Annotated in this window: 34 protein-coding genes, 1 other RNA gene and 1 other annotated feature; of the genes, 12 read left to right on the forward strand and 23 right to left on the reverse strand. The window is 50.4% G+C overall.

Features of this window, described 5'->3' with window-relative positions; all coding sequences use genetic code 11:
- Positions 1 to 27: 27 nt before the first annotated feature.
- The 11 genes from B5D20_RS06635 to ltaE all read right to left on the reverse strand — a co-directional run bounded on the left by B5D20_RS06635 (position 28) and on the right by ltaE (position 9007).
- Complete coding sequence (locus B5D20_RS06635; protein ID WP_078665447.1) at positions 28 to 912, reverse strand: response regulator; 885 nt, start codon at positions 910 to 912, stop codon at positions 28 to 30.
- 12 nt (positions 913 to 924) lie between these two features.
- The gene (locus tag B5D20_RS06640; protein WP_078665448.1) at positions 925 to 2151 is read right to left on the reverse strand and encodes a sensor histidine kinase; all 1227 of its coding nucleotides are present in this window, start codon (positions 2149 to 2151) and stop codon (positions 925 to 927) included.
- Between the two features lie 22 nt (positions 2152 to 2173).
- Positions 2174 to 2320, reverse strand: coding sequence for a HepT-like ribonuclease domain-containing protein (locus B5D20_RS14290; protein WP_107752917.1), 147 nt, complete (start codon positions 2318 to 2320; stop codon positions 2174 to 2176).
- A gap of 29 nt (positions 2321 to 2349) precedes the next feature.
- Positions 2350 to 2685, reverse strand: coding sequence for a nucleotidyltransferase family protein (locus B5D20_RS06645; RefSeq protein WP_078665449.1), 336 nt, complete (start codon positions 2683 to 2685; stop codon positions 2350 to 2352).
- Between the two features lie 97 nt (positions 2686 to 2782).
- On the reverse strand, positions 2783 to 4087 hold the full coding sequence (locus B5D20_RS06650) for an ammonium transporter (RefSeq protein ID WP_078665450.1): 1305 nt from the start codon (positions 4085 to 4087) through the stop codon (positions 2783 to 2785).
- Positions 4088 to 4210: 123 nt separating this feature from the next.
- Positions 4211 to 4552: a P-II family nitrogen regulator gene (locus B5D20_RS06655; RefSeq protein WP_078665451.1), complete on the reverse strand. Its 342-nt coding sequence runs from the start codon at positions 4550 to 4552 to the stop codon at positions 4211 to 4213.
- Between the two features lie 2 nt (positions 4553 to 4554).
- Positions 4555 to 4932 (reverse strand): Fe-S cluster assembly scaffold protein NifU, encoded by a 378-nt coding sequence (nifU, locus tag B5D20_RS06660; RefSeq protein ID WP_078665452.1) that lies wholly within the window; start codon positions 4930 to 4932, stop codon positions 4555 to 4557.
- A complete protein-coding gene (nifS, locus tag B5D20_RS06665; protein ID WP_078665453.1) occupies positions 4922 to 6121 on the reverse strand; it encodes a cysteine desulfurase NifS in 1200 nt (399 codons plus the stop codon). Before nifS ends, nifU begins: the two co-directional genes overlap by 11 nt.
- A gap of 15 nt (positions 6122 to 6136) precedes the next feature.
- Positions 6137 to 6589 (reverse strand): RrF2 family transcriptional regulator, encoded by a 453-nt coding sequence (locus tag B5D20_RS06670; protein ID WP_078665454.1) that lies wholly within the window; start codon positions 6587 to 6589, stop codon positions 6137 to 6139.
- A gap of 95 nt (positions 6590 to 6684) precedes the next feature.
- Positions 6685 to 7965 (reverse strand): replication-associated recombination protein A, encoded by a 1281-nt coding sequence (locus tag B5D20_RS06675; protein WP_078665455.1) that lies wholly within the window; start codon positions 7963 to 7965, stop codon positions 6685 to 6687.
- A 1-nt stretch (position 7966) separates the two neighbouring features.
- The gene (gene ltaE / locus B5D20_RS06680; protein WP_078665456.1) at positions 7967 to 9007 is read right to left on the reverse strand and encodes a low-specificity L-threonine aldolase; all 1041 of its coding nucleotides are present in this window, start codon (positions 9005 to 9007) and stop codon (positions 7967 to 7969) included.
- A 142-nt stretch (positions 9008 to 9149) separates the two neighbouring features.
- On the opposite strand from ltaE, the gene B5D20_RS06685 reads away from it, so the two are divergent.
- Both B5D20_RS06685 and B5D20_RS06690 read left to right on the forward strand, forming a co-directional pair.
- Entirely contained in the window at positions 9150 to 9812 is a 663-nt protein-coding gene (locus B5D20_RS06685; protein ID WP_078665457.1) for a hypothetical protein, read from the forward strand.
- Between the two features lie 85 nt (positions 9813 to 9897).
- On the forward strand, positions 9898 to 10305 hold the full coding sequence (locus B5D20_RS06690) for an MbeD/MobD family mobilization/exclusion family protein (RefSeq protein WP_078665458.1): 408 nt from the start codon (positions 9898 to 9900) through the stop codon (positions 10303 to 10305).
- A 39-nt stretch (positions 10306 to 10344) separates the two neighbouring features.
- On the opposite strand, the gene trxA is transcribed toward B5D20_RS06690, so the two are convergent.
- Genes trxA through B5D20_RS06705 form a run of 3 tightly spaced genes read right to left on the reverse strand, consistent with a single transcriptional unit; the run spans position 10345 to position 11805 of the window.
- The gene (trxA, locus tag B5D20_RS06695) at positions 10345 to 10674 is read right to left on the reverse strand and encodes a thioredoxin (protein ID WP_078665459.1); all 330 of its coding nucleotides are present in this window, start codon (positions 10672 to 10674) and stop codon (positions 10345 to 10347) included.
- Positions 10675 to 10696: 22 nt separating this feature from the next.
- On the reverse strand, positions 10697 to 10978 hold the full coding sequence (locus tag B5D20_RS06700) for a metal-sensitive transcriptional regulator (RefSeq protein ID WP_078665460.1): 282 nt from the start codon (positions 10976 to 10978) through the stop codon (positions 10697 to 10699).
- Between the two features lie 17 nt (positions 10979 to 10995).
- The gene (locus B5D20_RS06705; RefSeq protein WP_078665461.1) at positions 10996 to 11805 is read right to left on the reverse strand and encodes a tRNA threonylcarbamoyladenosine dehydratase; all 810 of its coding nucleotides are present in this window, start codon (positions 11803 to 11805) and stop codon (positions 10996 to 10998) included.
- A gap of 420 nt (positions 11806 to 12225) precedes the next feature.
- On the opposite strand from B5D20_RS06705, the gene B5D20_RS06710 reads away from it, so the two are divergent.
- The 3 genes from B5D20_RS06710 to B5D20_RS13855 are packed head-to-tail and all read left to right on the forward strand — an operon-like array spanning position 12226 to position 12952.
- Positions 12226 to 12447, forward strand: a complete 222-nt coding sequence (locus tag B5D20_RS06710) for a hypothetical protein (RefSeq protein ID WP_078665462.1) — start codon at positions 12226 to 12228, stop codon at positions 12445 to 12447.
- Positions 12444 to 12803 (forward strand): hypothetical protein, encoded by a 360-nt coding sequence (locus tag B5D20_RS06715; RefSeq protein ID WP_078665463.1) that lies wholly within the window; start codon positions 12444 to 12446, stop codon positions 12801 to 12803. The genes B5D20_RS06710 and B5D20_RS06715 overlap by 4 nt, the downstream gene beginning before the upstream one ends.
- A gap of 5 nt (positions 12804 to 12808) precedes the next feature.
- The gene (locus B5D20_RS13855; protein ID WP_159071793.1) at positions 12809 to 12952 is read left to right on the forward strand and encodes a hypothetical protein; all 144 of its coding nucleotides are present in this window, start codon (positions 12809 to 12811) and stop codon (positions 12950 to 12952) included.
- Positions 12953 to 12988: 36 nt separating this feature from the next.
- On the opposite strand, the gene ssrS is transcribed toward B5D20_RS13855, so the two are convergent.
- The 3 genes from ssrS to hisS form a co-directional block, all read right to left on the reverse strand.
- A non-coding RNA gene (gene ssrS / locus B5D20_RS06720) (6S RNA) lies at positions 12989 to 13173 on the reverse strand.
- 46 nt (positions 13174 to 13219) lie between these two features.
- Positions 13220 to 15007, reverse strand: coding sequence for an aspartate--tRNA ligase (gene aspS / locus B5D20_RS06725; protein WP_078665464.1), 1788 nt, complete (start codon positions 15005 to 15007; stop codon positions 13220 to 13222).
- Between the two features lie 13 nt (positions 15008 to 15020).
- On the reverse strand, positions 15021 to 16286 hold the full coding sequence (gene hisS / locus B5D20_RS06730) for a histidine--tRNA ligase (RefSeq protein ID WP_078665465.1): 1266 nt from the start codon (positions 16284 to 16286) through the stop codon (positions 15021 to 15023).
- Positions 16287 to 16337: 51 nt separating this feature from the next.
- Positions 16338 to 16570 (reverse strand) — a binding site (T-box leader).
- Positions 16571 to 16678: 108 nt separating this feature from the next.
- On the opposite strand from hisS, the gene B5D20_RS06735 reads away from it, so the two are divergent.
- From B5D20_RS06735 to B5D20_RS13665, 5 genes are all read left to right on the forward strand, one after another.
- The gene (locus B5D20_RS06735) at positions 16679 to 16873 is read left to right on the forward strand and encodes a ferritin family protein (protein WP_078665466.1); all 195 of its coding nucleotides are present in this window, start codon (positions 16679 to 16681) and stop codon (positions 16871 to 16873) included.
- A 12-nt stretch (positions 16874 to 16885) separates the two neighbouring features.
- On the forward strand, positions 16886 to 17164 hold the full coding sequence (locus tag B5D20_RS06740) for a spore coat protein (RefSeq protein WP_078665467.1): 279 nt from the start codon (positions 16886 to 16888) through the stop codon (positions 17162 to 17164).
- A gap of 140 nt (positions 17165 to 17304) precedes the next feature.
- Positions 17305 to 17628, forward strand: coding sequence for a DUF2325 domain-containing protein (locus B5D20_RS06745; RefSeq protein ID WP_078665468.1), 324 nt, complete (start codon positions 17305 to 17307; stop codon positions 17626 to 17628).
- A 37-nt stretch (positions 17629 to 17665) separates the two neighbouring features.
- Positions 17666 to 18052 carry a YbaN family protein gene (locus B5D20_RS06750; RefSeq protein ID WP_174182984.1) on the forward strand — a complete coding sequence of 129 codons (387 nt, stop codon included), beginning with the start codon at positions 17666 to 17668 and terminating at the stop codon, positions 18050 to 18052.
- A gap of 72 nt (positions 18053 to 18124) precedes the next feature.
- Positions 18125 to 18310, forward strand: a complete 186-nt coding sequence (locus B5D20_RS13665) for a hypothetical protein (protein ID WP_143311833.1) — start codon at positions 18125 to 18127, stop codon at positions 18308 to 18310.
- Positions 18311 to 18346: 36 nt separating this feature from the next.
- Here the strand turns inward: B5D20_RS13665 and B5D20_RS06755 are convergent, their stop codons facing one another.
- The 4 genes from B5D20_RS06755 to B5D20_RS06770 all read right to left on the reverse strand — a co-directional run bounded on the left by B5D20_RS06755 (position 18347) and on the right by B5D20_RS06770 (position 19957).
- Positions 18347 to 18709 (reverse strand): YckD family protein, encoded by a 363-nt coding sequence (locus B5D20_RS06755; protein WP_078665469.1) that lies wholly within the window; start codon positions 18707 to 18709, stop codon positions 18347 to 18349.
- Between the two features lie 16 nt (positions 18710 to 18725).
- Positions 18726 to 18995, reverse strand: coding sequence for an SHOCT domain-containing protein (locus B5D20_RS06760; protein ID WP_200803479.1), 270 nt, complete (start codon positions 18993 to 18995; stop codon positions 18726 to 18728).
- Positions 18996 to 19308: 313 nt separating this feature from the next.
- Positions 19309 to 19671: a YckD family protein gene (locus tag B5D20_RS06765; protein WP_078665470.1), complete on the reverse strand. Its 363-nt coding sequence runs from the start codon at positions 19669 to 19671 to the stop codon at positions 19309 to 19311.
- Positions 19672 to 19687: 16 nt separating this feature from the next.
- Positions 19688 to 19957, reverse strand: coding sequence for an SHOCT domain-containing protein (locus B5D20_RS06770; RefSeq protein WP_078665471.1), 270 nt, complete (start codon positions 19955 to 19957; stop codon positions 19688 to 19690).
- A 199-nt stretch (positions 19958 to 20156) separates the two neighbouring features.
- Between B5D20_RS06770 and B5D20_RS06775 the strand changes: the two genes are divergently transcribed.
- Positions 20157 to 20459: a hypothetical protein gene (locus B5D20_RS06775; protein ID WP_078665472.1), complete on the forward strand. Its 303-nt coding sequence runs from the start codon at positions 20157 to 20159 to the stop codon at positions 20457 to 20459.
- A gap of 94 nt (positions 20460 to 20553) precedes the next feature.
- Positions 20554 to 20877 carry a hypothetical protein gene (locus B5D20_RS06780; RefSeq protein ID WP_143311835.1) on the forward strand — a complete coding sequence of 108 codons (324 nt, stop codon included), beginning with the start codon at positions 20554 to 20556 and terminating at the stop codon, positions 20875 to 20877.
- A gap of 138 nt (positions 20878 to 21015) precedes the next feature.
- On the opposite strand, the gene B5D20_RS06785 is transcribed toward B5D20_RS06780, so the two are convergent.
- Positions 21016 to 22893 carry a divergent polysaccharide deacetylase family protein gene (locus B5D20_RS06785; protein WP_078665474.1) on the reverse strand — a complete coding sequence of 626 codons (1878 nt, stop codon included), beginning with the start codon at positions 22891 to 22893 and terminating at the stop codon, positions 21016 to 21018.
- A 178-nt stretch (positions 22894 to 23071) separates the two neighbouring features.
- On the reverse strand, positions 23072 to 23620 hold the full coding sequence (locus tag B5D20_RS06790) for a hydrolase (protein ID WP_078665475.1): 549 nt from the start codon (positions 23618 to 23620) through the stop codon (positions 23072 to 23074).
- Positions 23621 to 23831: the final 211 nt, after the last annotated feature.

Genomic DNA, 23831 nt, shown 5'->3' on the forward strand with positions numbered 1-23831 from the left:
AACTGGAGCCTACATTGTATACTCCAGTTATTGATGCGTAACCTCATCATAAAGGGCCATGATGAATTTTTTCAGGTTGATCTTGCCCTTTTCTCCTCGCAATTTGGCCCGTACTTCGTTAAAATCAAAAAAGCGGGGAGCATAGTATTCAAAAAGAGGATCATGGTAATCTTCCGCCCCTAAAGCGGCCAGATGTTCCATAGCTTCGTGTACTGCCCGGCGAATGCGCTGCTCCAGGGTACCCAGATCCACCTCTTCTCCAGTTTCCTGGCGGTAGCGTTCCTGCAATTCCTGATATAGCTCTTTGAGCTGCAGGTTGGCCGGAGTGCGCCCTTCTTCTTCCTTCTCCCGCAAAATCTCCACCAGCCAGTTCAGTTCCCGGCTGCCCATTTCCCCCGCCAGTCCCAGGTCCCGCAAAACCCGGCGCATTTTCTTGCTGCCGCTCTCCCTGTCACTGCTCCGTTCCGGTTGCTGGTTGCCCACCATCCAATCCAATGCTGCCAGGGAATTGCGCACCTGGGCCAGGGATTGGGTCAGGCGCAAATTGGCCAGCACTTTTTGCAAAACCGACACTACTTCCACCCGGTTGATGGGTTTGTGGATATAAAAATCCACGCCCGCCTGATAGGCACCGGCCACCATTTCCTTGTTTTCCACCTGAGAAATCATGACAATGGCCCCCGTAAAACCTCTTTCTTTCAGGGCAGCTACTACCTCAACCCCATCCTGACCGGGTAGCAACAAGTCCACCAGCACTACATCGGGCCGGACCTGCATCACCACCATATCGGCCATTTCCCCGGTCTCCAGTTCCCCGACTACTTCCCCTAAACCTTCCTGTTCGATGATCATACTCAACATGCGCCTGCAGATACGGTCGTCATCGATAATCATGAATTTGAATTCGCCCATATGTCGCCTCCCCTACAAGGGTACTTTTATAGTAAAAACGGTTCCGGTTCCCGGCTGGGAAGACAAACTGATCTCCCCGCCCAGATGCTCTACCATATCCCGGACCTGGGTCAGCCCTATCCCGGTGGAAGGCCGCCCTTCCGGGGTAAATTTGGTGGTAAAACCGGGTTCAAACACCAGCTCCTGGTCCCGGGGGGCAATCCCCGGGCCATTATCGGCTACCAGCAGCTCCAGTTTACCCGCTACCAGCCCGGCCCGCAGGATGATCTGTCCTTCCTCCATGGCCTCCACTGCATTTTGCACCAGGTTGTTCAAGATGGAAACCAGCGGATAAATACGGTCAGTGACATACTGTCCTTCCGCCTCAGTCTGTATTTCGATCTTCCTGCCCAGAGTTTGGGCGTAGGCCCGGTTGGTGGCTGCCACCAGCTCCAGAATTTCCTCTACCGTCAGCACCTCAGTTACCGGCTCTTCGGCCAGCAGCTGATTTAAGCCTTCTTCCAGCCGTTTCAGATCTTTTTTGATTTCATGGACCTCTTTGGCCACATCCAGGGCCATTTTGGCCAGGGGATCAGGAACCGGTTGACGATTTTTCAATTTCTGATAGAGTTCATGGCTGCGCGCCATTACCGTTTCCACCTGGGCCATGGATTTGCGCAGAAAAAAAGCCTCCATGTGCAGGTTAGACCCCACCAGTAACCGCCTGAGCAGGTGTTCCTCTTCCACTTCCCTGGTGGTCCGATGCCGTTCCTGCAGCAGGACATCGGCCAGCAAAACCACGGCTAACCCCCGCAGCACGGCTACGACCAGCAAGGCCCACAGTTTTCCGGGGGTGAGCAGCTCCAGATTGAAACCGGTGCGTACCAGCATCTCCACCAGGTTGGCCCCGCCATCAGCCAGAGCCACCAGTCCCCCCAGTTGCAGGGGCTGTTCCCGCTTGCTCTCCCAGCCCGCATTATGCAAGAAGAAAACCAGGGTCAGGTAGTAGGCCAGGGCCGGCAAATGCAGCCACAAAGCCTCGCTCCAGCTTAGCCCGTGATAGCTGGCCAGCCCTATCCGCCAGGCAACAGTGGTCAGGCCCACCACCAAGCCGGTCAGGCGCAATGGCAGCTGGCGCCAGAATATCAGGGCCAGCAGAAAGAACACACTGCCCAGGCCAAAGCGAAAAGCCGTCCCGAAAGGCTGAATTTTCACTTCCCCCAGCAGGGCCGTACCGATAGCTACCAGTAAAACTAGCATTGTAGTCCTCCAACTAAAGTTTTTATTGCTGTATCTCAGTTTCTTTTAAAATGTTAATTATACTTTTTTTGAAAATAGGGATATTTTTGTTGATAATATTCCATACTACAACAAAATTAATAGCTCCATACTTATGTGCGGCAATATTACGTAACACAACTAAATTCATCTAGTGCCTTATAAATGTCTTCTATATCCTCAAGAATTACCAGGAGTATTTTCCTGTCTCTTGTTTCCATAAATTTCTATAGCCTCCTTTAAAATATCATCTCTCATAACAGGGTTAATACATCTGTATTCTAGAATATCTACATTCTTCTTTAGTGCCCTTTTAACAGCTGCCTCGAATTTTAAGTATTTTTCCAGTTCAAAAGTGTCATCCAATAAAACAAGCAGATCCACATCGCTACTCATGCTGGCTTCCTTTCTGGCATAAGAGCCAAAAACAGCAGCTCTTTTTAACCCAAACTTCCTGAATATCGGTTCAAGTTTATTTTTTATGTCCTCTAAAGAATAAATAGACTCTTTTGACATACTCCCAGTCCTTTCGATTTTGTATTACTATCCTCATTTTATCATAAATTTTCTTTACCTTGCCAGCAAAAAACCGGCCCGAAGGCCGGCACATACTCTAATTGGTTTCTACCTTTTCCACCCAGCTTTCCGCCAGAACTGATGGCAATGCTGCTGTACTGAAGCTACCGTTGACCAGTTCATTATAGGCCTGGAAGCCGTGCTCGGCTATATCCAGTCCCTCCAGTTCCTCTTCGGCACTTACCCTGATGCCGATTGTCGCAGCCAGCAGCCGGAACAACAGGTAAGTTGCAGCAAAAGCAAAGACTGAAACGGCCAGTAACCCAATCAACTGCACCTGGAACAAATGCCAGCCACCGCCATAGAAGAGGCCACCGTCTTTGGCCAGCAAGCCCACCGCCAGGGTGCCAAAACTGCCGCCAACCCCATGGACGGCAATAGCCCCCACTGGATCATCAATGCGCAGGCGGTCAAAGAGACCAATAGCTTCCACCACCAGCAAGCCGGCAATCAGGCCCACCGCTACCGCAGCCGCCGGTTCCAGATAGGCGCAACCAGCGGTTATAGCCACCAGCCCGGCCAGGGCCCCGTTAATAGCCATACTGACATCGGCCTTGCCAAAACGGAACATTGTGTAGAGACAACCCATCGTACCCCCGGCTGCTGCCGCCAGGTTGGTATTGAGAGCAATCAGGCCGATGTCTTTGTGCAAAGCGGAAAGAGTGCTGCCCGCATTGAAGCCAAACCAGCCAAACCAGAGGATAAAGCCCCCCAGTGCTGCCAGCGGGATATTATGTCCAGGAATGGCATTGATAGTGCCATCCTTACCATACTTGCCCAGCCGCGGCCCCAGCACCATCGCCGCCGCCAGGGACGCCCAGCCGCCAACGGCATGCACCGCAGCGGAACCGGCAAAATCCAGCATGCCCAGGTTATGCAACCAGCCATTGCTATTCCAGACCCAGCCGGCAGCCAGCGGGTAAATCAAGCCGGTCGCAACCGCACTGAAGATCAAATAAGCACTGAATTTCATCCGTTCTGCCACTGCACCTGATACGATAGTGGCCACTGCCACGGCAAAGGCAGCCTGAAAGAGCCAGAAAACAGAGACTGGTATATTAAGGCCCAGAAAGCTGAAATCCCCCTGCAGGAAAAAGCCGCTCCTACCAAACCAGCCGTTGCTTTGGCCGTACATCAAGCCAAAACCGATTGCCCAGTAGGCCAGCAGGCCCAGGGCGCAATCCATTAATACTTTCATGATGATATTCAATGTATTTTTGGAGCGGACAAACCCCGCCTCCAGGGCCGCAAAACCGGCTTCCATAAAGAAAACCAGAGCTGCTGCCAGCAAAACCCAGATAGTATCCAGACCCACAGACAGATTTTGCAAATTCAACTCCATTGTCCTTTCTCCTCCTCCTCGTGGAATAAAAAAACAAACGCCGACAAGACAGTCTACCTTGACTGTCCTATCGGCGTCATCGCCTTTTTCAACCGGTACCCCATCGCACCGGGTTAAAACTTATTAAGTAAGAGCTGCCTCTCCTTCTTCTCCAGTTCGAATCCGGATGGCATTTTCCACTGCTGTCACAAATATTTTACCATCACCTACGGCGCCTGTGCAAGCAGAATTTAGTATAACATTCATAATTTCTTCGACACAGGCATTGGGTACCACCAGTTCCAGTTTCACTTTGGGTAAAAGGTTGAGGTTGATTTCCGTACCCCGATAAAGCTGAGTCCGCCCTTTTTGCAGTCCACAGCCTACTACCTGGGAGACAGTCATACCCTTGATCCCGTAGGCTTCTAATGCCTGTTTAACCTCATTCAGTTTCTCCGGCCGAATTACGGCTTCGATTTTTTTCATCCTTACTCACTGCGTCCCTGCTTTTGCAGATAATCCTTGATCGCTGCGTGCAGAGCATCAGCAGCCAGGTTGGAACAGTGCATTTTCTGGGGTGGTAGACCTTCCAGAGCTTCAGCCACATCTTTGTTAGTGACCTGCAGGGCTTCCTGAATGGTCTTGCCCTTGACAATCTCAGTGACCATGGAACTGGTAGCTACTGCTGCCCCGCAGCCGAAGGTCTTGAATTTAATATCTGTAATCACATCATTGTCCACTTTAATGAAAATTTTCATGATATCCCCACAGGAAGGATTGCCGACCTGCCCTACCCCATCGGCATCGGGAATTTCCCCCACATTGCGGGGATTGGTGAAATGGTCCATTACTTTCTCAGTGTACATGATGATAACACTCCTTTGCTTCAATAGTCACTCCCGGTCCCAGGGGAGACATTTCCCGCAGCCGCTGTACAATTTTCGGCAACTCCTCCAGGACATAATCCACATCCTCTTCTGTATTGACCTTGCCCAGGGTCAGGCGGAGGGAACCGTGAGCTACTTCATGGCTCAGCCCCATGGCCAGCAAGACATGGGAAGGATCCAGGGAACCGGAAGTACAGGCTGAACCACTGGAAGCGGCGATACCCTTCATATCCAGCATTAAAAGCAGCGATTCGCCCTCAATGAAGTGGAAACTGAAATTGACATTATGGGGCAGCCGTTCAGTCGGATGGCCATTGAGCTTGACATAATCCATTTTTTCCATAATGCCTTTGATCAGCTTGTCCCGCAAAGCCTGCAGGCGCGGGCTTTCTTCTGCCATTTCCGCTACAATTTTTTCCGCTGCCAGGCCAAAGCCGACAATCCCCGGCACATTTTCCGTACCGGCCCGGCGCTTGCGCTCCTGGGCCCCACCGTGGGTGATAGGAGTGATGCGGGTACCGCGGCGGATGTAGAGAGCTCCTACTCCTTTCGGCCCATAGATTTTATGGGAGGAAAGGGAGAGCAGATCCACCTGCAGCTCATCCACATTCACCGGAATCTTGCCAAAAGACTGCACGGCATCGACATGGAAGAGCACTCCATGCTTTTTGGCCAGCTGGCCAATTTCAGCAATGGGCTGGATGGTACCCACCTCATTGTTGGCATGCATGATGGTAATGAGGATGGTGTTTTTGGTTATAGCCTTTTCCACATCCTCCACCCGTACCCGGCCATATTCATCCACAGGCAGGTAAGTGACAGAATAGCCATTTTTCTCCAAATGTTTGCAGGTATCCAGTACAGCGTGGTGTTCCACCGAGGAAGTGATGATATGATTGCCCTTCTTGCAGTTAGCCTGGGCTACCCCCAGTATGGCCATATTATCCGCCTCTGTACCGCCACTGGTGAAAATGATTTCCTGGGGATTGGCACCGATAGCTTTTGCCACCCGCTCCCGGGCCTCTTCCACCGCCTTGCGGGCTTCCCGGCCAAAGGCATGAATGCTGGAGGGGTTACCGAAATCCTCAGTCATGTACTTGACCATAGCCTGGGCAATCTCCGGATCCACCGGAGTGGTAGCACTGTGGTCCATGTATATGCGCCGCATTTGCTTTCATCTCCTTTAAATATAGTACATATAAAAATCACCTTGCTGTTTCAACTTCTCTGCTTCTTCCAGCATATCGGCCAGAGTGATGGAATCCAGCACCTGGTCGATGGTTTCCTTCACCCGCTGCCAGACCAGCCGGGTAATACAGACATCCAGGCGATTGCAGCTTTCCTGCATCTCCTCACCGACACACTCTACCGGAGCCACCGGGCCTTCCAGCACCCGGATAATGTCCCCGACGGTGATCTCCTTCGGGTCCCGGGCCAGGATATAACCTCCCTGGGCTCCGCGAATGCTTTTGACCAGGCCAGCCTTGCGCAGGCTGCCCACCAGCTGTTCCAGATAGTGTTCGGAGAGGTTCTGGCGTTCTGCCACGCTTTTTAAAGGAATCGGTCCTTCCCCGTAGTGCTGGGCCAGATCGAACATAGCCTGCACCCCATAGTGACCGCGCGTGGACAGCTTCATGCCCCTCACCTCAATTCCTAGCAAATTCGTCGGTTTTCTTTCTGGTCATATAATAGCATACAGGGGTATATTTGTCAATTTGAAATCCAACTATTTTACTCGTCTTTTTTCTCCTGTCGGGGCCAGTACTGCCGACCCCGCAGATCATCGGGCAGATATTGCTGTTCCACCCTGGCCCCCGGATAATTATGGGGGTACTTGTATCCCTGTCCGTGGCCCAGATCCCGGGCTCCCGCGTAATGGGTATCCCGCAAATGGAGGGGAACCGGTCCCCCTTTGCCAGCCCGCACATCAGCCAGAGCCGCATCAATAGCCTTGATAATCCGGTTTTCCTTGGGTGCCAGTGCCACATAGAGAGCAGCCTGAGCCAGCGGTAGCCTGCCTTCCGGCATACCAATCCGTTCCACCGCCTGGGCAGCAGCTACCGCCACCACCAGGGCCTGGGGATCAGCCAGTCCCACATCTTCGGCGGCATGGACAATAATCCGGCGGGCTATATACTCCGGCTCTTCCCCCGCCTCCAGCATGCGGGCCAGATAGTGCAGTGTGGCATCGGGATCGGAACCGCGCATGCTCTTGATAAAAGCCGAAATCACATCATAATGCTGGTCCCCGCTTTTATCATAAAGCAAGGCCGGGCGCTGGATGGATTCCTCCGCCACCGCCAGGTCTACCAACCGCCTGCCGTCTTCCTGCGGCGGAGTTGTCAGCACCGCCAGCTCCAGGGCATTCAAAGCCGTGCGAGCATCACCGTTGGCCATCCGGGCTAAATGCCGCAGGGCCTCCTCGGTCACCTCCGGCCGGTAACCGGCCAGGCCCCGCTCCTCATCGTCGAGAGCGCGACGCAGCAGTTCCAGGATGTGCTGTTCAGTCAAGGGGCGGAATTGAAAAACCCGGGAGCGGGAAAGCAAAGCCTTATTCACTTCAAAGTAGGGATTTTCCGTGGTCGCCCCAATCAAAATGATGGTCCCATCCTCTACAAAAGGTAACAGGGCATCTTGCTGGCTTTTATTAAAACGGTGAATCTCATCAATAAACAAAAGAGTCCGCTTTTGCTCGTACAGCAGGCGTTCTTTTGCCGCTGTTGTGACCTGGCGCAGCTCACTGACACCAGAAGTCACGGCATTGAGCTGAGTGAACACAGCCCGGGTCTGGTTGGCGATTACTTTGGCCAGGGCCGTTTTTCCCGTGCCCGGCGGACCGTAAAATATCATGGAACTGAGCTGGTCAGCCTCAATGGCCCGGCGTAAAAGCCGCCCCGGCCCCACAATTTCCTCCTGCCCCACAAACTCCTCCAGGGTACGAGGGCGCATGCGGTCCGCCAGGGGAGCCATTTTCCCCCGTCCCGTCAGATTAGCCTGTTCAAACAGATTCATACTATCTCCCTTTCCGGCAAATCCTCTCGATTTCCATTAGTGCCTGATCAATATCCAGATCATCGATATCTTTATGGGTAACAAACCGCACCAGATTGCCGCCAAATGCTGCGGCCAGTACCCCCTGTTCTTTCAATTTGCCCAGGAAAACCGCCGGACTCAAGCCTGTTGCCATAATATCAGCCACTACGATATTAGTTTGTACCCGTTCCAAGTCCACCTTCAGCCCGGGAATGGCAGCCAATCCCTCCGCCAGCTGACGGGCCCGCCGGTGGTCCTCTGCCAGCCGCTCCACCATGGTCTCCAGGGCCACCATTCCAGCTGCCGCAATTATCCCGGCCTGACGCATACCACCGCCCAGCATTTTCCGCAAACGCCGGGCGCGGGCAATGAACTGGGCAGACCCGACCAGCATGGAACCGATAGGAGCTGCCAGACCCTTGGAGAGGCAAAACATCACCGAATCCATATCCTTGGTCAGCACCTTTACCGGCAGTCCAAGGTAGGTGGCAGCATTGAAAATCCTGGCCCCATCCAGATGAATGGGAATTTGATATTCCTTGCCAATCTGGCCAATAGCCTCCATTTCCTGAAGCCCCATTACTGTTCCCCCCGCCCGGTTATGGGTATTTTCCAGGCAGATCAAGGCCGTGCGTGGAAAATGAATATCACTGAGGCGAATGGCCTCCCGCACCCTGGCAGCCGGCAACACCCCTTTTTCCCCGCGGATGGTACGGGTCTGGACTCCGGCCAGGGCGCCCAGGCCTCCTACCTCATAGAAAAAGACATGAGCTTCTGCCTCTACTATAACCTCATCTCCCCGCTGGGTATGGGCCAGCACCGCCAGCTGGTTGCCCATAGTCCCGCTGGGTACCAGCAGGGCCGCCTCTTTGCCAAACAGCTCGGCCGCTTTTTCCTCCAATCGCCGAACCGTGGGATCTTCCCCGTAAACATCATCCCCCACTTCCGCCCGGGCCATGGCTTGCCGCATCTCCTCGGTCGGCTGGGTTACGGTATCACTGCGTAAGTCTATGTACTTCACTTTTTTCCCCCCTGTGACAGTTTCTGTTTTTTTCCCATTCTACATTCTTCCCCAAAAACCTTCTCTTTCCTCGCCATCTTTCCCCACATATTCCCGGGAGCTAGCTGCATATCAATGAACAAAAGGCAAGGAGGGAAGGGATATGGAAGAAATTCAGTTACAAATTCCAGTCTGTCCGGTGACTCATCGGGAACCAAACCGCTTTAGCTGGCAAATCAGCAAATATTTACCCCAGGCTCGTACTGGCCACGTACTGGCTGTGGAAATCCAACAGCTTTTGCATTTCAAAATTCCCTCCAGTTTGCTTCTGGGCCTGACCGGACTAAAACTTTCCTCCCATCTCCTGGCTGATTTCAACCGCCATGGTGGCTGGTTCTGGCCGATAACTATCAAAGCTGGCTGGACAGCCTACTTGCCTGTTTCTGAATGTCAGCCCCTGCTTTATCTCGGTCCGATAGCTGTTCCCTCAATGGTTTCCGCAAGCTACTGCCGGGAAGCCCCTCCCTGTCAGGTAGATATAAAAATGTCTTTACTGGATGACTTCCCGTTACAGGGTCCTGTTTTGGAAGCCCCTAATGCCTTGATTTTTCTAGTATCCCATTCCAGTAGCAAAACCGCCTGGAATACTGCTCTGCAAAGAGCCACCCTTTGTTTGCAGAAAAACCTGGGCCTGGTCTTCTCCCGGGCCCAGGCTCTGGCCAGAGAAGTGGGCAGCTGGCAGATCTGCAATAATCAGCAGACTCTGGTGGCTTTTTCTCTCCCTAGACGGCTGATCGCCCATCCCTATAAAATTATCGCTCTCTAAAAATTTTCTCCCCAAAAACACTTGTTCTCCACTATGCCCATTTGCTATAATTTATTCAGGATTTTCTATGGGGGGAGGGAAAAAGGTGGAACAAATGTTATACCAGATACTGCATGCTGTTGAAAACTTGCATAGCACTTTCAATCAGCGCTTCGACCGGCTGGAACAACGTATGGATAACCTGGAGCAACGCATGAATGGCCTGGAACAACGTATGGACAACCTGGAGCAACGCGTGAATGGCCTGGAACAGCGGGTTGACGGAATTGATACACGCCAGGGTGAGCTGTATCTTGTGACCCGTTCTATTGAACACCGCACCGAATATATTTCCGCTGCTTTGCAACGGACAACAGAAGATGTTGTTGAATTATCCGGTAAAGTTGAGAATATCAACAAAAAACTATTTAATATTCAAGCCTATATCGATTACCAGACCAGCAAAATTGCCGAAAACGAGCGAGAAATTTATTTACTGAAACAGGCCAGATGAAACTAAAAGGGCACCCACCAGGGATGCCCCTTTGTTTATTTAGATGTGTTTGGCCAAAATGCGGGCCAGTTGCTCTTTGGTCTGGTAGCCAACAATCCGCTCTACCGGTTTGCCATCTTTGAACAACAACAAGGTGGGAATGCTCATGACCCCGTATTCAATGGCTGTTTCCCGGTTTTCATCCACATTCAGTTTGCCCACTACCACTTTGCCGACATATTCATCGGCCAGCTGGTCAATTACCGGTGCGATCATGCGGCAAGGGCCACACCAGGCTGCCCAGAAATCCACCAGTACCGGTTGAGTAGCTTCCAGAACCTCCGCTTTCCAGTTGGCATTAGTAAAGGTTTTAACATTTGCGCCTGCCATATGTAATCTCCTCCTTTTTTTCTTATTTAGCGAAGCGCATCAGCACTTCTACTAAATGTTTGACATACTCATCCTGCCGCCCCTGGCTGCAGGCTGATTCCAGACACTTGACGGTATTGCGCTCTACAATGGTCACTCCGACAGCCTGAACAGCTGCCTTAACAGCGGCGATCTGGGTGAGGATCTTCAGACAATCCTGGTCCTCTTCAATCATCCGCTGTATCCCTTTGACCTGCCCTTCTATCCTTCTCAGCCTTTTTAGTATCTCCTCTTTGCCTTCTACCGATACTTCGGTACTGTTCACTATCCTCACCCCCTATACTATACCCGGGTATCTTGCTTTTTATTATATGCCCCTTTTGTCCTTTTGTCAACAAGACCGCATAAATCTTTTACCACTTCCCCGGCCATAATCATCCCTACTACCGGAGGTACAAAAGAAACACTGCCTGGAATCTGACGCCGCAAGGTGCAGCTGCCCCGGCCCTGTTCGCTGGTGCAAACACAATTGGTCTTACAATCAGCCAGCCCTACCCTGGGTGGGATGGGTGGCTCTTCCGAATAAACCACCTTGACCCCCCGGTAGATCCCCGCTTTGCGCAATTCCCGCCGGAGTACCCGGGCAAGAGGGTCGACCGCCGTTTCAGAAATATCTGCCACCCGGAAAGCAGTAGGATCCAGTTTGTTTCCTGCTCCCATGGCGGAAATTATGGGGATATTCAACGCCAGACAGCCCTTGATCAAGTCCAGCTTGCCGGTGACATTATCAATGGCATCCACTACATAATCATAGTCTGGCCTGAGCAGGCGCTCTCTATGTTCAGGAGCATAAAATTCCTTGATGGATTCTACCTCTGCTCCGGGATTGATCAATTTGATCCGTTCCGCCATCAATTCCACTTTAGGCCGCCCCACTGTATTGCTCAAAGCATGAATCTGCCGGTTGATATTGGTTAAACAGACATCATCATAGTCCACCAGCACCAGTGACCCTACCCCGGCTCGAGCCAGGGCTTCACAAGCATAAGAACCCACCCCGCCAATACCAAAGACTGCCACCCGGGCCTGGCGCAGCCGTTCCAATCCTTCTGACCCCAGCAGCAATTCTGTGCGGGAAAATCTGTGCAACATACCTGTCTTCCTCCTACAGCCCATAGAATAGTTCTTTTTCCCATCATACCCTATTTCCTTTCCCAAGCGCAAGCCCAGAAAAATAGGCTAACCGCCGAGCACCCCTGACCGCCTTTTGCCGTAAGATAAAGCAGAAATCGGGAAGGGGGGAAGCTCCTATGCATTACTATCCCAATTTTATCTTCATCATTGTGGTGATTGTGGTCATCCTCTTGTTACTGGATGTCCTGTAATCTGAAGTATTAAAAAGGAGGGATTCATATGGGTCATCGCCGGAATAGAGAAGTGGTTGTTATCGTGGTGATTATTATCGTGTTGCTGTTGCTGGGATTCCCCTTCTGGCCCTATCCTGGCAACCAGGACTAAGCTCCGCGGAAAGCCCTGCGGGGCTTTCCGTCTTTGCGAAAGAAGGGATAATCAGTGGCCAAAAGAAAAATCATCATTCCCCTCTCCAGTGGCCAACCGGTAGCATCTCCGGCCAGAACCAGTGCTGTCAGCCGCCCGGAAACGGAGTGGCAGGTCTGGCTGGATAAGTTTTTGTCCATTTTGGTTATAGCCGAAGAGTTACTGGCAGTAGCTGAACCGGTACTTTCTGCCTGGACAGAAATGAAAAATCAAAGGCGAGGTGGCAAAAAAAGATGAGTAAAAAAATTACCCCCCAGGAAATTATGGCCCTGGCCCTGAATTTGCTGGCCAACCCCAACAAATTAAATTTCAGCGTAATCGTTTCTTTGCTGGAGCAATTCGGCGGCGATATGGATTCCGAAACCAAAAACAAACTGTTAACCTGGGGCAAAAAAGTTGATGCCGGCGGCAGTCTCAGCGCTGCCGAGCTGGAAGAAGTTAGACAGCTAATCCGACAGGGAGCTGCCAGCGCAACTCCGGAAAGATTGCAGCTGGTAAAGACCCTTTTTACCACCCTGCAGCCCCAGTTTAGCAAGATGCCTCCTGCCTGGCAACAAGTGATTAATTTGATCGCTGAAGAATTGAAAGGGTGAGGGCAATGGCAGGTAAGACCAAAAAAATCAAGATAGACCCCAGCCAGCTTAACAACTGGGCTGCACAAGCTAAAGTCTGGATCAGCGCTCTCAAGCTGGCTTTAAATGGGGCCCGTACTATCATCAATGAAAAACAGAAAAAGCAGTAGGCCTTTTGCCTACTGCCTGTTTATAAATTAATAGCGGACAACCCCATGATGCCGTGGGCCCGCCTGTTTCAGAACCTGCTCCCAGCAGGTGGGTGCCCTCCTGCGGGCTTCTTGAGTCCCCTGACTATGGGGGCATTCATTCCACCAGCAGAGACCGGGCTCCCTTTTCTGAACGTGTTGGCTCTAAACACGCGCTGACCTCACGCACACCGCAGGGTTTTATCTGCCTTTATCTTAACACAAACCCGATGGTTTGACAAGACAGCATTACTTCCTGGGTATAACATCCAGCTTGATATGCAGTTCCTTCAATTGTTTAGCACTTACTTCCGAAGGCGCTCCGGTCATCAGACAGCTGGCACTCTGGGTTTTGGGGAAAGCGATGACATCCCGGATGGTATCCCGGCCTGCCAGCAGCATCACCAGGCGGTCGATACCAAAAGCAATGCCACCATGGGGCGGAGTGCCATATTCAAAAGCCTCCAGCATAAAGCCAAATTTTTCTACAGCCTCCTCCTGACTTAAACCCAGGAGGCGGAACATCTTTTCCTGCACATCCCGCCGGTGAATCCGGATAGAGCCACCACCGATTTCCACCCCGTTCAGAACCATATCATAAGCTTTGGCCCGCACCCGGCCCGGATCAGTATCCATCAGCTCAATGTCTTCATCCATCGGAGAGGTGAAGGGATGGTGCATGGCGACATAGCGTTTTTCTTCCTCATCCCATTCCAGCAAGGGGAAGTCCACTACCCAGAGGAAATTCATGGCCTCGGGGTCAATCAGACCCAGTTTCTCCGCCAGATGTACCCGCAGGTGGCCCAGGGAGTCGGCCACAATCCTGGGCGTATCCGCCCCAAAGAGCAGGAGGTCACCTGTTTCCGCCCCCAGCCGCTCCAGGATAGCCTGCAGCTCTTCCTCCTTGAAGAATTTGGCAATAGGAGATTTGGGGCCTTCCGGGGTCATCTGGATATAGGCCAGGCCTTTGGCACCATAGATAGCCACATACTGGGTCAGCTCATCCAGCTCCTTGCGGCTGAAGTGGGCACAGCCTTTAGCATTGATAGCCTTGACCACTCCGCCGTTATCGGCAGCAGCCCGAAAGACCTTGAATTCACAGCCAGCGGCGATATCGGTCAAATCCACCAGTTCCATGCCAAAGCGAGTATCGGGCTTGTCCGAGCCATAGCGGGCCATGGCTTCGGCATAAGTCAGCCGCGGGAAAGGAGTAGGCACTTCCCGGCCCAGGGTAGTCCTGACCACTTCCGCAATCATCTCTTCCATCAGGGTCAGCACCTCTTCCCGTTCCACAAAGGACATCTCCAGGTCCAGCTGGGTAAATTCCGGCTGCCGGTCACTGCGCAGGTCCTCATCCCGGAAACAGCGCACGATCTGGAAATATTTGTCCATACCAGCCACCATGAGTATTTGCTTGAAAATCTGGGGAGACTGGGGCAGGGCAAAGAATTTGCCCGGGTTGACCCGACTGGGCACCAGGTAATCCCTTGCCCCTTCCGGGGTGGATTTGGTCAGCATGGGAGTTTCAATTTCCCAGAAGCCCCGGGCGTCCAGATAGTCCCGAATAGTTTTGACCAGCCGATGCCGTAAACCCAGGGCCCGCTGCATCTCCGGCCGCCGCAGGTCCAGGTAACGATAGCGCAGGCGCAGGTTTTCATCTACATCGATATTGTCCTGGATATAGAAGGGCGGTGTTTTGGCCCCGTTCAGCACCTTCACTTCCCGGGCATACACTTCCACTTCCCCGGTAGCCAGGTTGGGGTTAACAGTGCCTTCTGGACGCAAGCGCACTTCCCCTTTGACAGCAATGACGTACTCATTGCGAATCGCTTCCGCTTTAGCAAACGCCTCCTGATCAACTTCCGGGCTAAATACCACCTGGGTGATACCCTCCCGGTCCCTGAGGTCCACGAAAATCAGGCCGCCATGGTCCCGCCGCCGCTGGACCCAGCCCATGAGAATTACTTCTTTGCCGGCATCAGCTGCCCGCAAGCTGCCGCACATCATGGTCCGCTTCCAACCCTGTAATGCTTCCATTGCCTTTTCCTCCTTACGGTTTCAGTTTTTCTGTCAAGTAATCCACTACCTGTTCCAGCTTGAGAGCCTGCTGGCTGCTATCGCTCATGCTCCGAAGCTGCACTTCGCCGCGCTGCAGCTCATCGCCACCTACAATCACGGTGTAACTGACCTTGAGCCGGTCCGCCTGTTTCAGCTGGGCCTTAAGGCTGCGCCCCAGCAGGTCAGTTTCGGCAGCCAGGCCGCGGCTGCGCAGCTGCTGGGTCAACACCAGGGCCTGTTCCCGGGCTTCCGTGCCTAATACTGCCACAAAGACCCGGGTGCCGGCCTCCTCCGGCCAGGCTACCCCCTGTTTTTCCATAGTCAAAATGGTGCGTTCCAGGCCCAGGGCAAAGCCGATGCCGGGCACATCCTCACCGCCCAGTTCCCCCACCAGGCCATTATAACGGCCACCGCCGCAGATAGAACTCTGGGCCCCGATATCCTTGACCATAATTTCAAAAGCGGTCTTGGTATAATAGTCCAGGCCCCGCACCAGTCGCTCATTGACGGTAAAAGGTACACCCAGGGCCTTCAGAAGGGTTTGCACCTGGTCGAAGTGGTCCTTGCAATCAGGACAAAGTTGCCGGGTAATGGTAGGCGCTCCCCGGGTAGCTGCCTGACAACCTTCCTGTTTACAATCCAGAATCCGCAGGGGATTGCGTTCAAACCGGCTCTGACAATCCTTGCAGAGGGAAGCCAGCTGCGGACGCAAAAACTCCTGCAGAGCTTCCCGGTGCCGGGCCCTGCAGACAGGACAGCCTACACTGTTGATGTTTAGCTCCAGGTCCTTGATACCCAGGCGCCGGTATATTTCCATGGCCATGGCGATTACTTCCGCATCCACCACCGGCTCATCCGAACCGAAAACCTCAACTCCAAACTGATGGAACTGGCGGTAGCGCCCGGCCTGAGGCTTATCATAGCGGAACATGGGACCAATATAATAGACCTTTACCGGCTGGGGCCCGGCATGGAGCCGGTTTTCCAGATAGGCCCGCGCTGCTGCCGCTGTCCCTTCTGGCCGTAAGGTTACAGAACGACCGCCTTTATCCAAAAAAGTATACATTTCCTTTTCCACGATATCGGTGGTTTCCCCTACCCCGCGCTGAAAGAGCTCGGTATGCTCGAAAATAGGGGTACGCAATTCACCATAGCCATACTGACGGCAAACTTCCCGCAAAATTTGCTCTACATACTGCCACTTCCAGGTCTCCTGCGGCAAAAAATCATTGGTTCCTTTTGGTCTCTGGGTTAGCATCCTTTCACTCCTTTCCCATTCCCTCCAAAACTAAAAACCCGTCCCTGCTTGCGCAGGGACGGGTCATTACCCGCGGTGCCACCCTGGTTGAACAGCCAAAAAGCCGTTCCCCTCTCGCCCGTTAACGGTGGGCAACCGGGCCAGCCTACTATCCAGCTAAAGCTGAAGTTCGACCGCCAACTCCCGGGTGTCTTTCACCGGCTTTTCCTGAAAGGGGCTTCCAGTCACGACCCCTTCTCCCTGGCAGGCCAGTCCCGGCTACTCTTCCCGTTCCTTGTCATTACCATATCTGGCTAATAGTTTATCCTTTTGCTTGCTATTTGTCAAGAATTCACGCTAATAAATGGCCGTAAGATATGCCAAACTATTGCCTGAGAAAGGAGGGAACAAGGATGGCTTTAACCGGTAAAGAAGCTTCTCTGATCAATGACCACATCGCTATGGAAACAGCCTGTATCAAGCATTTGCAGTTTGCCGCCGAAAACTGCACCGATCCCCAGTTGAAAGGCATGTGCCAGGCTATGATTGCCGACCATCAGAATTTCATTAACACTCTCTCCCGTCACATTCAGACCAATTTGCAATAGGAGGTGAAAGCTATGCCCGCCAAACTGAATGACCAGGATTTAATGCAACTGTTGCTCTCTGACCACAAAGCCTCAGCCCAGCATATGTTGATGTGCGTACTGGAGTGCGCCAATGACGCTCTCCGCACCGACTGCCAGAATATCCTCAATAAGACCCTGGATCACCAGAAGCAAATCTGGCAGGCCATGAACCAGCGGGGCTGGTATCAGGTTCAGGCTGCTACTGTACAGGAACTGGCCCGGGTGCAAAATCAGATCAACCAGGCTACCCAGCAATTGCAAATGCAGTAAGGCCAAAAACTGCCGTCCGTTGGGCGGCAGTTTTTGGCTTTTATGAGAACACTTTGTCTTGACATTGCTGAAAAGAAAGCATATAATGAAAATGAAAATCATTCTCTATGCATATGGGGGTAAAATGGAGGTGAGCTGTTTTGACAGTCTTGCTGGTTGGGGCCGATCAACTTGGTAACATCCCAAAAGAACTGAAACAATATGGTTGTAAAGAAATAATTCACTGGAGCGGTCGTAAAGCCAAAACCAGGAAAAAAAGTATCCCTGCCAATGTGGAAATTGTACTCGTTTTTTACGATTTTGTGAGCCACGGACTGATGGATGTTATAAAGGAACAGGCCAAACGCCGCCAACTTCCCATTGTGTTTTCCAGACGGGGAACTTGTGAGTTGAGAAAAGCTTTGTTACATTTCAGGGATAAAATGCAAATGTCTAGTGATTCGCAGGTGAAAGCTACGATATAATAGAGGCGAATAAATTTTTCATGAAAGGGGGAAAGGGATGCGCAGTATTCTGGTTATTTTAGGTTTTCTTTTTGTCGTATTAGGGATACTGGGTATGTTTTTGCCAGTTTTACCCACTACCCCCTTTTTGCTGTTAGCTGCAGCCTGTTTTGCCAGAAGTTCAACCAAAGCCCATCGGTGGCTGTTAAGCCATCACATTTTTGGTCCACCCTTAAGACAATGGGAAAAAACCCGTACAATTAGTCTACGGGCCAAAGTTATTTCTCTGCTCATGCTCAACCTCTCTATTGGCTTTTCAATTTGGATGCTACGTAATAACTTACCAGTGCAAATGCTCCTGGTCATGTCCGCTCTCGGAGTCAGCACTTATCTTTACCGCTTACCTACATCCACGCCGAAAAAGCTTACCTCTGAAAAGGAATAATATTATTGTCCTCAATTTACAGATACTAGTATTTTAGTTTTGCAAAATCGTATGCCTGCTAGTGCTCCCTTTGTGGAAAAAGAAATGCAAAAAATAATTAATGATGAGTATCAGACAACATATCTAATTTCGTATAAAAATGGTTTAGCTAAAGTAGATTTTGAGTTTACCAGTCTTGAACATGTAAAAAAAATAAAGGATAAAAATAAATACCTTTTAAATGAAGAAAAAAATTCCTTACCGCTTTGCAAGATTTAATAAAATAAAAAAGGGGGCTATCTACCCCCCTTTTCCTTACAATCCCTGAGTTTGAACGCCCCAGCCGCCCCGCATCATGGGCCCGCCGAAACCGCCATTAGCACCAAAACCAAATCCCCCACAGCCGCCACCTTGCATCATGCCAGGCCCGGGCAGGATTCCGTTTTGTTCCCGGTATTTTTCCATCTGGTCCATGCGGTCCTTCATCAGTTTACCCTGTTCAGGAGTTAGTTGCCCGGCTTCCACATACTTGTCGATCATCTTCTTGCGCAGCTCAACGATTTGTTTTTGCAGATCCAGGATTTCCTTCTTCTGAGCGTCAGTGATGGCCGCAAAAGCCGGAACCGCAAAAGCCACCAGAAGTACTGCCGCTACCAGAGCTAACCATTTCTTTTTCATCTTCATCATCCTCCTCCTATTTTTTTAAATCTTCCAGCATTTGCTGGTATTCCTCCCGGGTAATTTCACCCCGGGCATAGCGCTTGCGCAGAATTTCTTCCGGAGTTTCACCATGGTTACCGCCGAAACTGCCAAAACCGCCTTTGTTCAAGAATCTGATCGCCAGGTAAATCAAAGCTCCCCAGAACAGGATATTGAACAGCATGCCAATGCCCATCATCCACCAACCTCCTCCATTAATAAAGGGATCATATCCCCAGCCGCCAAACCAGCGTCCCATCATCATCTTACCTCAACTCCTTTCGTGTTCCTTCTCTTGTCTTTAGTATACCCCTCGATTGTGACAAAACTAAGGCCGAATTGTGGCAGAAAAATGAATAATTTGGCGATAATTGTTGGCAAATACTAGTTGGTTTTTTGATATGGCGGGGCTGCAAATTACAGGTATAGTTGGCTACTGAAACTAAAAAGGTTATAGCTATCGATCCATATAATAAAGATATTATTACTGCCTAGAGAATCGAGATACTGGCAACGCGGGTATAAGGTCGGCAAATCTGACCAGCAATAAGAAAAGGGGCTATCTCAGCCCCTTTCACTTACAATCCCTGAGCTTGAGCGCCCCAGCCGCCCCGCATCATGGGCCCGCCGAAACCGCCATTAGCACCAAAACCAAATCCCCCACAGCCGCCATCTTGCATCATACCAGGCCCGGGTAGGATTCCGTTTTGTTCCCGGTACTTTTCCATCTGGTCCATACGCTCTTTCATCAGCTTCCCTTGTTCAGGGGTTAGTTGCCCCGCTTCCACATACTTGTCAACCATCTTCTTGCGTAACTCGACAATTTGTTTTTGCAAGTCCAGGATTTCCTTCTTCTGAGCGTCAGTGATGGCCGCAAAGGCCGGAACCGCAAAGGCCACCAGAAGTACTGCCGCTACCAGAGCTAACCATTTCTTTTTCATGTCCATCATCCTCCTTTTATTTTTTCAGGTCTGCCAGCATTTGCTGGTATTCTTCCCGGGTGATTTCACTCCGGGCATAGCGCTTACGCAGTATTTCTTCCGGGTTTTCGCTCTGATTACCGTCAAAACCGTTAACACTGCTTTTGTTCAAGAATCTGATCGCCAGGTAAATCAAAGCTCCCCAGAACAGGATATTGAACAGCATGCCAATTCCCATCATCCACCAACCTCCTCCATCAATAAAGGGATCATATCCCCAACCGCCAAACCAGCGTCCCATCATCATCTTACCTCAACTCCTTTCGTGTTCCTCCTCTTGTCTTTAGTATACCCCTCGATTGTGACAAAACTAAGGCCGAATTGTGGCAGAAAAATGAATAATTTGGCGAAATTTGCTGGGAAATAATGGTTGTTTTTTTTTTTTTTTTGATATTCTATAATTTTATTGGACGCCCAAAGAATAATATTGGAAGGGAGGAACAGAAATGAAAATTCGTCATATAATTGGTTTAGTATTAACTTTCTTTATGCTCTCAATAAATGGTCAGGCTTTTGCAACGCTCAAAGAGAATAATACTGTTGTTGAAAGCAAGGAGCTTAAAGCAGACTCCAATAGTGAAGTAATTCTTGACAAAGTTAAACTCGTAAAATATTCCAACGGAGAATTAAGTATCCACGGCTCTGCGAAAAGAAAATTCGGTGAACCAGCACAATATTATAGAATAACAGTTGATGGAAAAAAAGGAACATATAATACCAAACTACTACCTATTCCGGATAAATATTAACTATTACTGTACAAGGGGCCTGTATATGGCTCCTTGTACAGTAAATTTTACATATCTATCTCAACAAACCTTATTGAAGGAGGTAGAGGTAGAGGTGATGTTTTTAATTATTTGGGGTATGCTTGGTTTTGCCGTTTTCTTTCTCTTCACTCTAAAACTATCTAGTAACAAGGAGCATGAAGAATTAAATAAATTAATCAAGATGATAAAGATACTTATATTTGTTTCACTTATTTCTATTGCTTTTTTTTATTTATCCTACTATAGTTTGTATGGCAATTGGCCAGTATGGTTATCAATTATTTTCCTTGCAGTCACAATTGGCTGGCCTTTTTTTCAATATATGCCTGGGTCAAAGAAAATTCAAATCTTAAGAAATATTTACCTGCCATTACACTTTGGTGTAGCCCACTTGTAATATTAGCCGCCTCTGACGATTTTGAAAGATTATTTAACATAGATAGAGTTCCTAGGGAATTTATTCCTTTAATAATCTTATTATTATTTACTATAGGTATCTTAAGTTGGTCTGTGCCAAAAATGAGATAGTATCTTATTATCTGCGGCTGCGTTCCGACCACAGGTCGGCCACATAGACCAGCTCAATCCCCTGTTCCTCCAGCCAGGGCACCATTTCCCGCAAAGCCTTGGCCAGATTGGGTCCCGTTACCCCCACATGGCCAATGGCAATAGCTTCTCCGTTTTGCCTGCAAACCCGGGCCAGTTCGCGGATTTGTTTCTTGATCGCCGTCACGGAATTGATGTCATCCAAAAAGACCGAACGTTCCAGCACTGTCATGTTCAACTCCCGGGCCAGGACCGGCACAACTGTATCCTCCGTTGTACGGCTGTCCAGATAGATCAGGTTTTTCTCCTTGGCTACCCTGAGCACCTCGTACATCAAATCCTTGCGCCTGGTGATTTTTGACCCCATATGATTATTCATGCCGCTGGCATAGGGGACATCTGCCAGATCCTCCAGCACCGTCTGGCGCACCTGTGCTGGAGTCATATCTGCCGTCACAGCCCCAGGCCCCAGCCAGCTTTTCTTCCCTTTTTCCGGCTCCATCGGCAGATGCAAAAAGACCTGATAACCCAGACGATGAACTTTTTCCGCCGTGGGCCGGGTCAATTCCAGTTTGGGCATAATGGCCAGGGTTAATGGTCGCCGCAAAGCCAGCATTTCCTCCAGACCCCGATTGCTCCCGGCCAGGTCATCGATTACGATAGCTACCTTTAATTTGGGTTTGATGGGGGTTAAAACCCGGGTTAGATCCAGATGTTTTCCAAAAGTCTCCCGTTCTTGACCATTAATCAGCACTTTGACCCCATTGATACCCGGTATACTGCAAACTGTTTCCGTCAAGGCCCAGAGAGCCAGTTGTTCCTGGCAACTGCCCCCCGCAGTGGGTACTGCTGCCGTCGAGAAATTGAGGACTGCAATCCCGTTATCTATCTCCACTCCCAATAACCTGGTGTCGAGCACGAAAACCGGCTCCAAACCCTGTTGCGGAGGCCCGGCCAGCAGCTGTTCCACCAGCAAACGCACCAGTTCCTTACTGTTGTGCGGCTGGGCCCAGGTTTTCACTTCCCCCGGCAGGCTAACAGCCACCAGCTTTTCCCCATCGGCCGTGGGGAAATATACCTGTAAGCCAGGCCCATCGGCAGCCAGTGTAGTTTTTGTTGCAGTCGGCTCAGGTACAGGAATATCCTGTTGCAGGAAGTAAGCATAGATACCGGCCGCAATCTGTTCTGCCAGCCGTTTCTGATAGGCTTCCTGTTTTAATAGCTCCCGTTCCCTGGTATTGGTCATAAAGCCTGTTTCAATGATCAAGCCGGGGTAAGAACTATGTCGCAGCAAATAATATTCCGCCGGACGGGCCTGATGGGGCTTACCTCCCTCCTCTACAGCCGCCTCATTCAGTTTTTGCTGAACCAGAGTAGCCAGTTGAGCAGCGGCTGGTATCCGCCGGTTATAAAAGACCATGGGACCGGAGGTCTGGGGCCGCCGCGGATTGGCATTGACGTGGATGCTGACAAATAAATCAGGCCGGTAATTTTCAATTATTTCGATCCGTGACGTCAGGTCCTGCCGATGCCGGGAAGTATAACGCTTTGCTTCGTCCTGTAAGGCTTTGTCATCTTCCCTGGTCATAATCACCTTGACCCCCTGCTGTTCCAGCTCCTGCCGCAGCTTCAGGGCTATCGCCAGATTGATCTCCTTTTCCAGAAAACCGGGGCAATTAGCCCCACCATCAATGCCGCCGTGGCCCGGGTCAATCACAATCACCCTGGGCCAGAGGGGATAAAAAACCTGGCGGGCCAGTTCCCAGCCAATTCTATAGACAAAAATAACTATAACTAGTATAATAAAAACATATGTGGTAAATTTTAACTGACGCCAGGAGAGAAAAAAAATCACCGGTCTCCGCACTCTACCTCCCCCATTTCAGACTAAAATTCAGTAAAGTTTATGCGAATACCAGCTTGGTTTATTAGTTTCGACATAAGTAAAAGGGGCATATCACCAGCCCCTTTTATTTATGCTTACATTTATTAGCCACAAGCAGTAACAAAATTAAAGACATAGGCTTTGCCCTTGGCGATTTCGGTTATTTGATTAAACGAGATAATTCCTTAAACTCTGGTGTCCCCGCCTCTTTCATCAAATCAAAGAATACAGATTCAGTATTGGTAATGACTGCTCCCATTTGTTGCATTAAGGATAATGCATTCAAATAGTTTTCTTTACTACGTGAGCAAACGGCATCACTAACAACGAAAACGTTATATCCAATTTTCAATAAGTCTCTAACAGTTTGGAAAACACAGACGTGTGCCTCCATTCCTGTAACTATTATTTTCGGTCTACCTATCTTCTTTAAATCCGCAACCAACTGGTCTGTACATGCTGAAAAAGTTATCTTTTCATAAATCGTTACTTGATTAAAGTTGCTTGCAACCTCTTCTACTGTCTTTCCCAGGCCTTTTGTATACTGTTGTGTAACCACCACCGGTATATTTAGCCTATTAGCTATAGTTAGCAAGATATTTGTCTTATTAATAATTTGACTTCCATATTTCATTACCGGAACTAGTCTCTCTTGTATATCAATGACCATTAAAACCACTTCGTCCTTATTCACAAAAAATTTGTCCATTATTTACACCTGGTTCAAAAAACTTGACTGTTTTTATCTCCAGCCAAACCGGCCCCCAGACCAGGTCTTCGCCTCCTTTCCGAACATTTGATTTGCCCTCCGAGGGGCAGGGCGACAGGGGACCTCGGCCCGGGAGTCCCACCCGGAGCCCGAACGAAGAGGTTATCCTCTCCCGTACCCCAGGCTCGCCTTCGGAATGTCTTTCGGCACC

This window comes from Carboxydocella sporoproducens DSM 16521 (genome assembly GCF_900167165.1).
Lineage (GTDB): Bacteria > Bacillota.

What these genes read in the sequence shown, in the direction of transcription:
- B5D20_RS06635 (WP_078665447.1), bottom strand. Translation starts at nt 912, where the DNA reads ATGGGCGAATTCAAATTCATGATTATCGATGACGACCGTATCTGCAGG.
- B5D20_RS06640 (WP_078665448.1), bottom strand. Translation starts at nt 2,151, where the DNA reads ATGCTAGTTTTACTGGTAGCTATCGGTACGGCCCTGCTGGGGGAAGTG.
- B5D20_RS14290 (WP_107752917.1), bottom strand. Translation starts at nt 2,320, where the DNA reads ATGAATTTAGTTGTGTTACGTAATATTGCCGCACATAAGTATGGAGCT.
- B5D20_RS06645 (WP_078665449.1), bottom strand. Translation starts at nt 2,685, where the DNA reads ATGTCAAAAGAGTCTATTTATTCTTTAGAGGACATAAAAAATAAACTT.
- B5D20_RS06650 (WP_078665450.1), bottom strand. Translation starts at nt 4,087, where the DNA reads ATGGAGTTGAATTTGCAAAATCTGTCTGTGGGTCTGGATACTATCTGG.
- B5D20_RS06655 (WP_078665451.1), bottom strand. Translation starts at nt 4,552, where the DNA reads ATGAAAAAAATCGAAGCCGTAATTCGGCCGGAGAAACTGAATGAGGTT.
- nifU (WP_078665452.1), bottom strand. Translation starts at nt 4,932, where the DNA reads ATGTACACTGAGAAAGTAATGGACCATTTCACCAATCCCCGCAATGTG.
- nifS (WP_078665453.1), bottom strand. Translation starts at nt 6,121, where the DNA reads ATGCGGCGCATATACATGGACCACAGTGCTACCACTCCGGTGGATCCG.
- B5D20_RS06670 (WP_078665454.1), bottom strand. Translation starts at nt 6,589, where the DNA reads ATGAAGCTGTCCACGCGCGGTCACTATGGGGTGCAGGCTATGTTCGAT.
- B5D20_RS06675 (WP_078665455.1), bottom strand. Translation starts at nt 7,965, where the DNA reads ATGAATCTGTTTGAACAGGCTAATCTGACGGGACGGGGGAAAATGGCT.
- B5D20_RS06685 (WP_078665457.1), top strand. Translation starts at nt 9,150, where the DNA reads ATGGAAGAAATTCAGTTACAAATTCCAGTCTGTCCGGTGACTCATCGG.
- trxA (WP_078665459.1), bottom strand. Translation starts at nt 10,674, where the DNA reads ATGGCAGGCGCAAATGTTAAAACCTTTACTAATGCCAACTGGAAAGCG.
- B5D20_RS06705 (WP_078665461.1), bottom strand. Translation starts at nt 11,805, where the DNA reads ATGTTGCACAGATTTTCCCGCACAGAATTGCTGCTGGGGTCAGAAGGA.
- B5D20_RS06715 (WP_078665463.1), top strand. Translation starts at nt 12,444, where the DNA reads ATGAGTAAAAAAATTACCCCCCAGGAAATTATGGCCCTGGCCCTGAAT.
- B5D20_RS13855 (WP_159071793.1), top strand. Translation starts at nt 12,809, where the DNA reads ATGGCAGGTAAGACCAAAAAAATCAAGATAGACCCCAGCCAGCTTAAC.
- aspS (WP_078665464.1), bottom strand. Translation starts at nt 15,007, where the DNA reads ATGGAAGCATTACAGGGTTGGAAGCGGACCATGATGTGCGGCAGCTTG.
- hisS (WP_078665465.1), bottom strand. Translation starts at nt 16,286, where the DNA reads ATGCTAACCCAGAGACCAAAAGGAACCAATGATTTTTTGCCGCAGGAG.
- B5D20_RS06735 (WP_078665466.1), top strand. Translation starts at nt 16,679, where the DNA reads ATGGCTTTAACCGGTAAAGAAGCTTCTCTGATCAATGACCACATCGCT.
- B5D20_RS06740 (WP_078665467.1), top strand. Translation starts at nt 16,886, where the DNA reads ATGCCCGCCAAACTGAATGACCAGGATTTAATGCAACTGTTGCTCTCT.
- B5D20_RS06750 (WP_174182984.1), top strand. Translation starts at nt 17,666, where the DNA reads ATGCGCAGTATTCTGGTTATTTTAGGTTTTCTTTTTGTCGTATTAGGG.
- B5D20_RS06755 (WP_078665469.1), bottom strand. Translation starts at nt 18,709, where the DNA reads ATGAAAAAGAAATGGTTAGCTCTGGTAGCGGCAGTACTTCTGGTGGCT.
- B5D20_RS06760 (WP_200803479.1), bottom strand. Translation starts at nt 18,995, where the DNA reads ATGATGATGGGACGCTGGTTTGGCGGCTGGGGATATGATCCCTTTATT.
- B5D20_RS06765 (WP_078665470.1), bottom strand. Translation starts at nt 19,671, where the DNA reads ATGAAAAAGAAATGGTTAGCTCTGGTAGCGGCAGTACTTCTGGTGGCC.
- B5D20_RS06770 (WP_078665471.1), bottom strand. Translation starts at nt 19,957, where the DNA reads ATGATGATGGGACGCTGGTTTGGCGGTTGGGGATATGATCCCTTTATT.
- B5D20_RS06775 (WP_078665472.1), top strand. Translation starts at nt 20,157, where the DNA reads ATGAAAATTCGTCATATAATTGGTTTAGTATTAACTTTCTTTATGCTC.
- B5D20_RS06790 (WP_078665475.1), bottom strand. Translation starts at nt 23,620, where the DNA reads ATGGACAAATTTTTTGTGAATAAGGACGAAGTGGTTTTAATGGTCATT.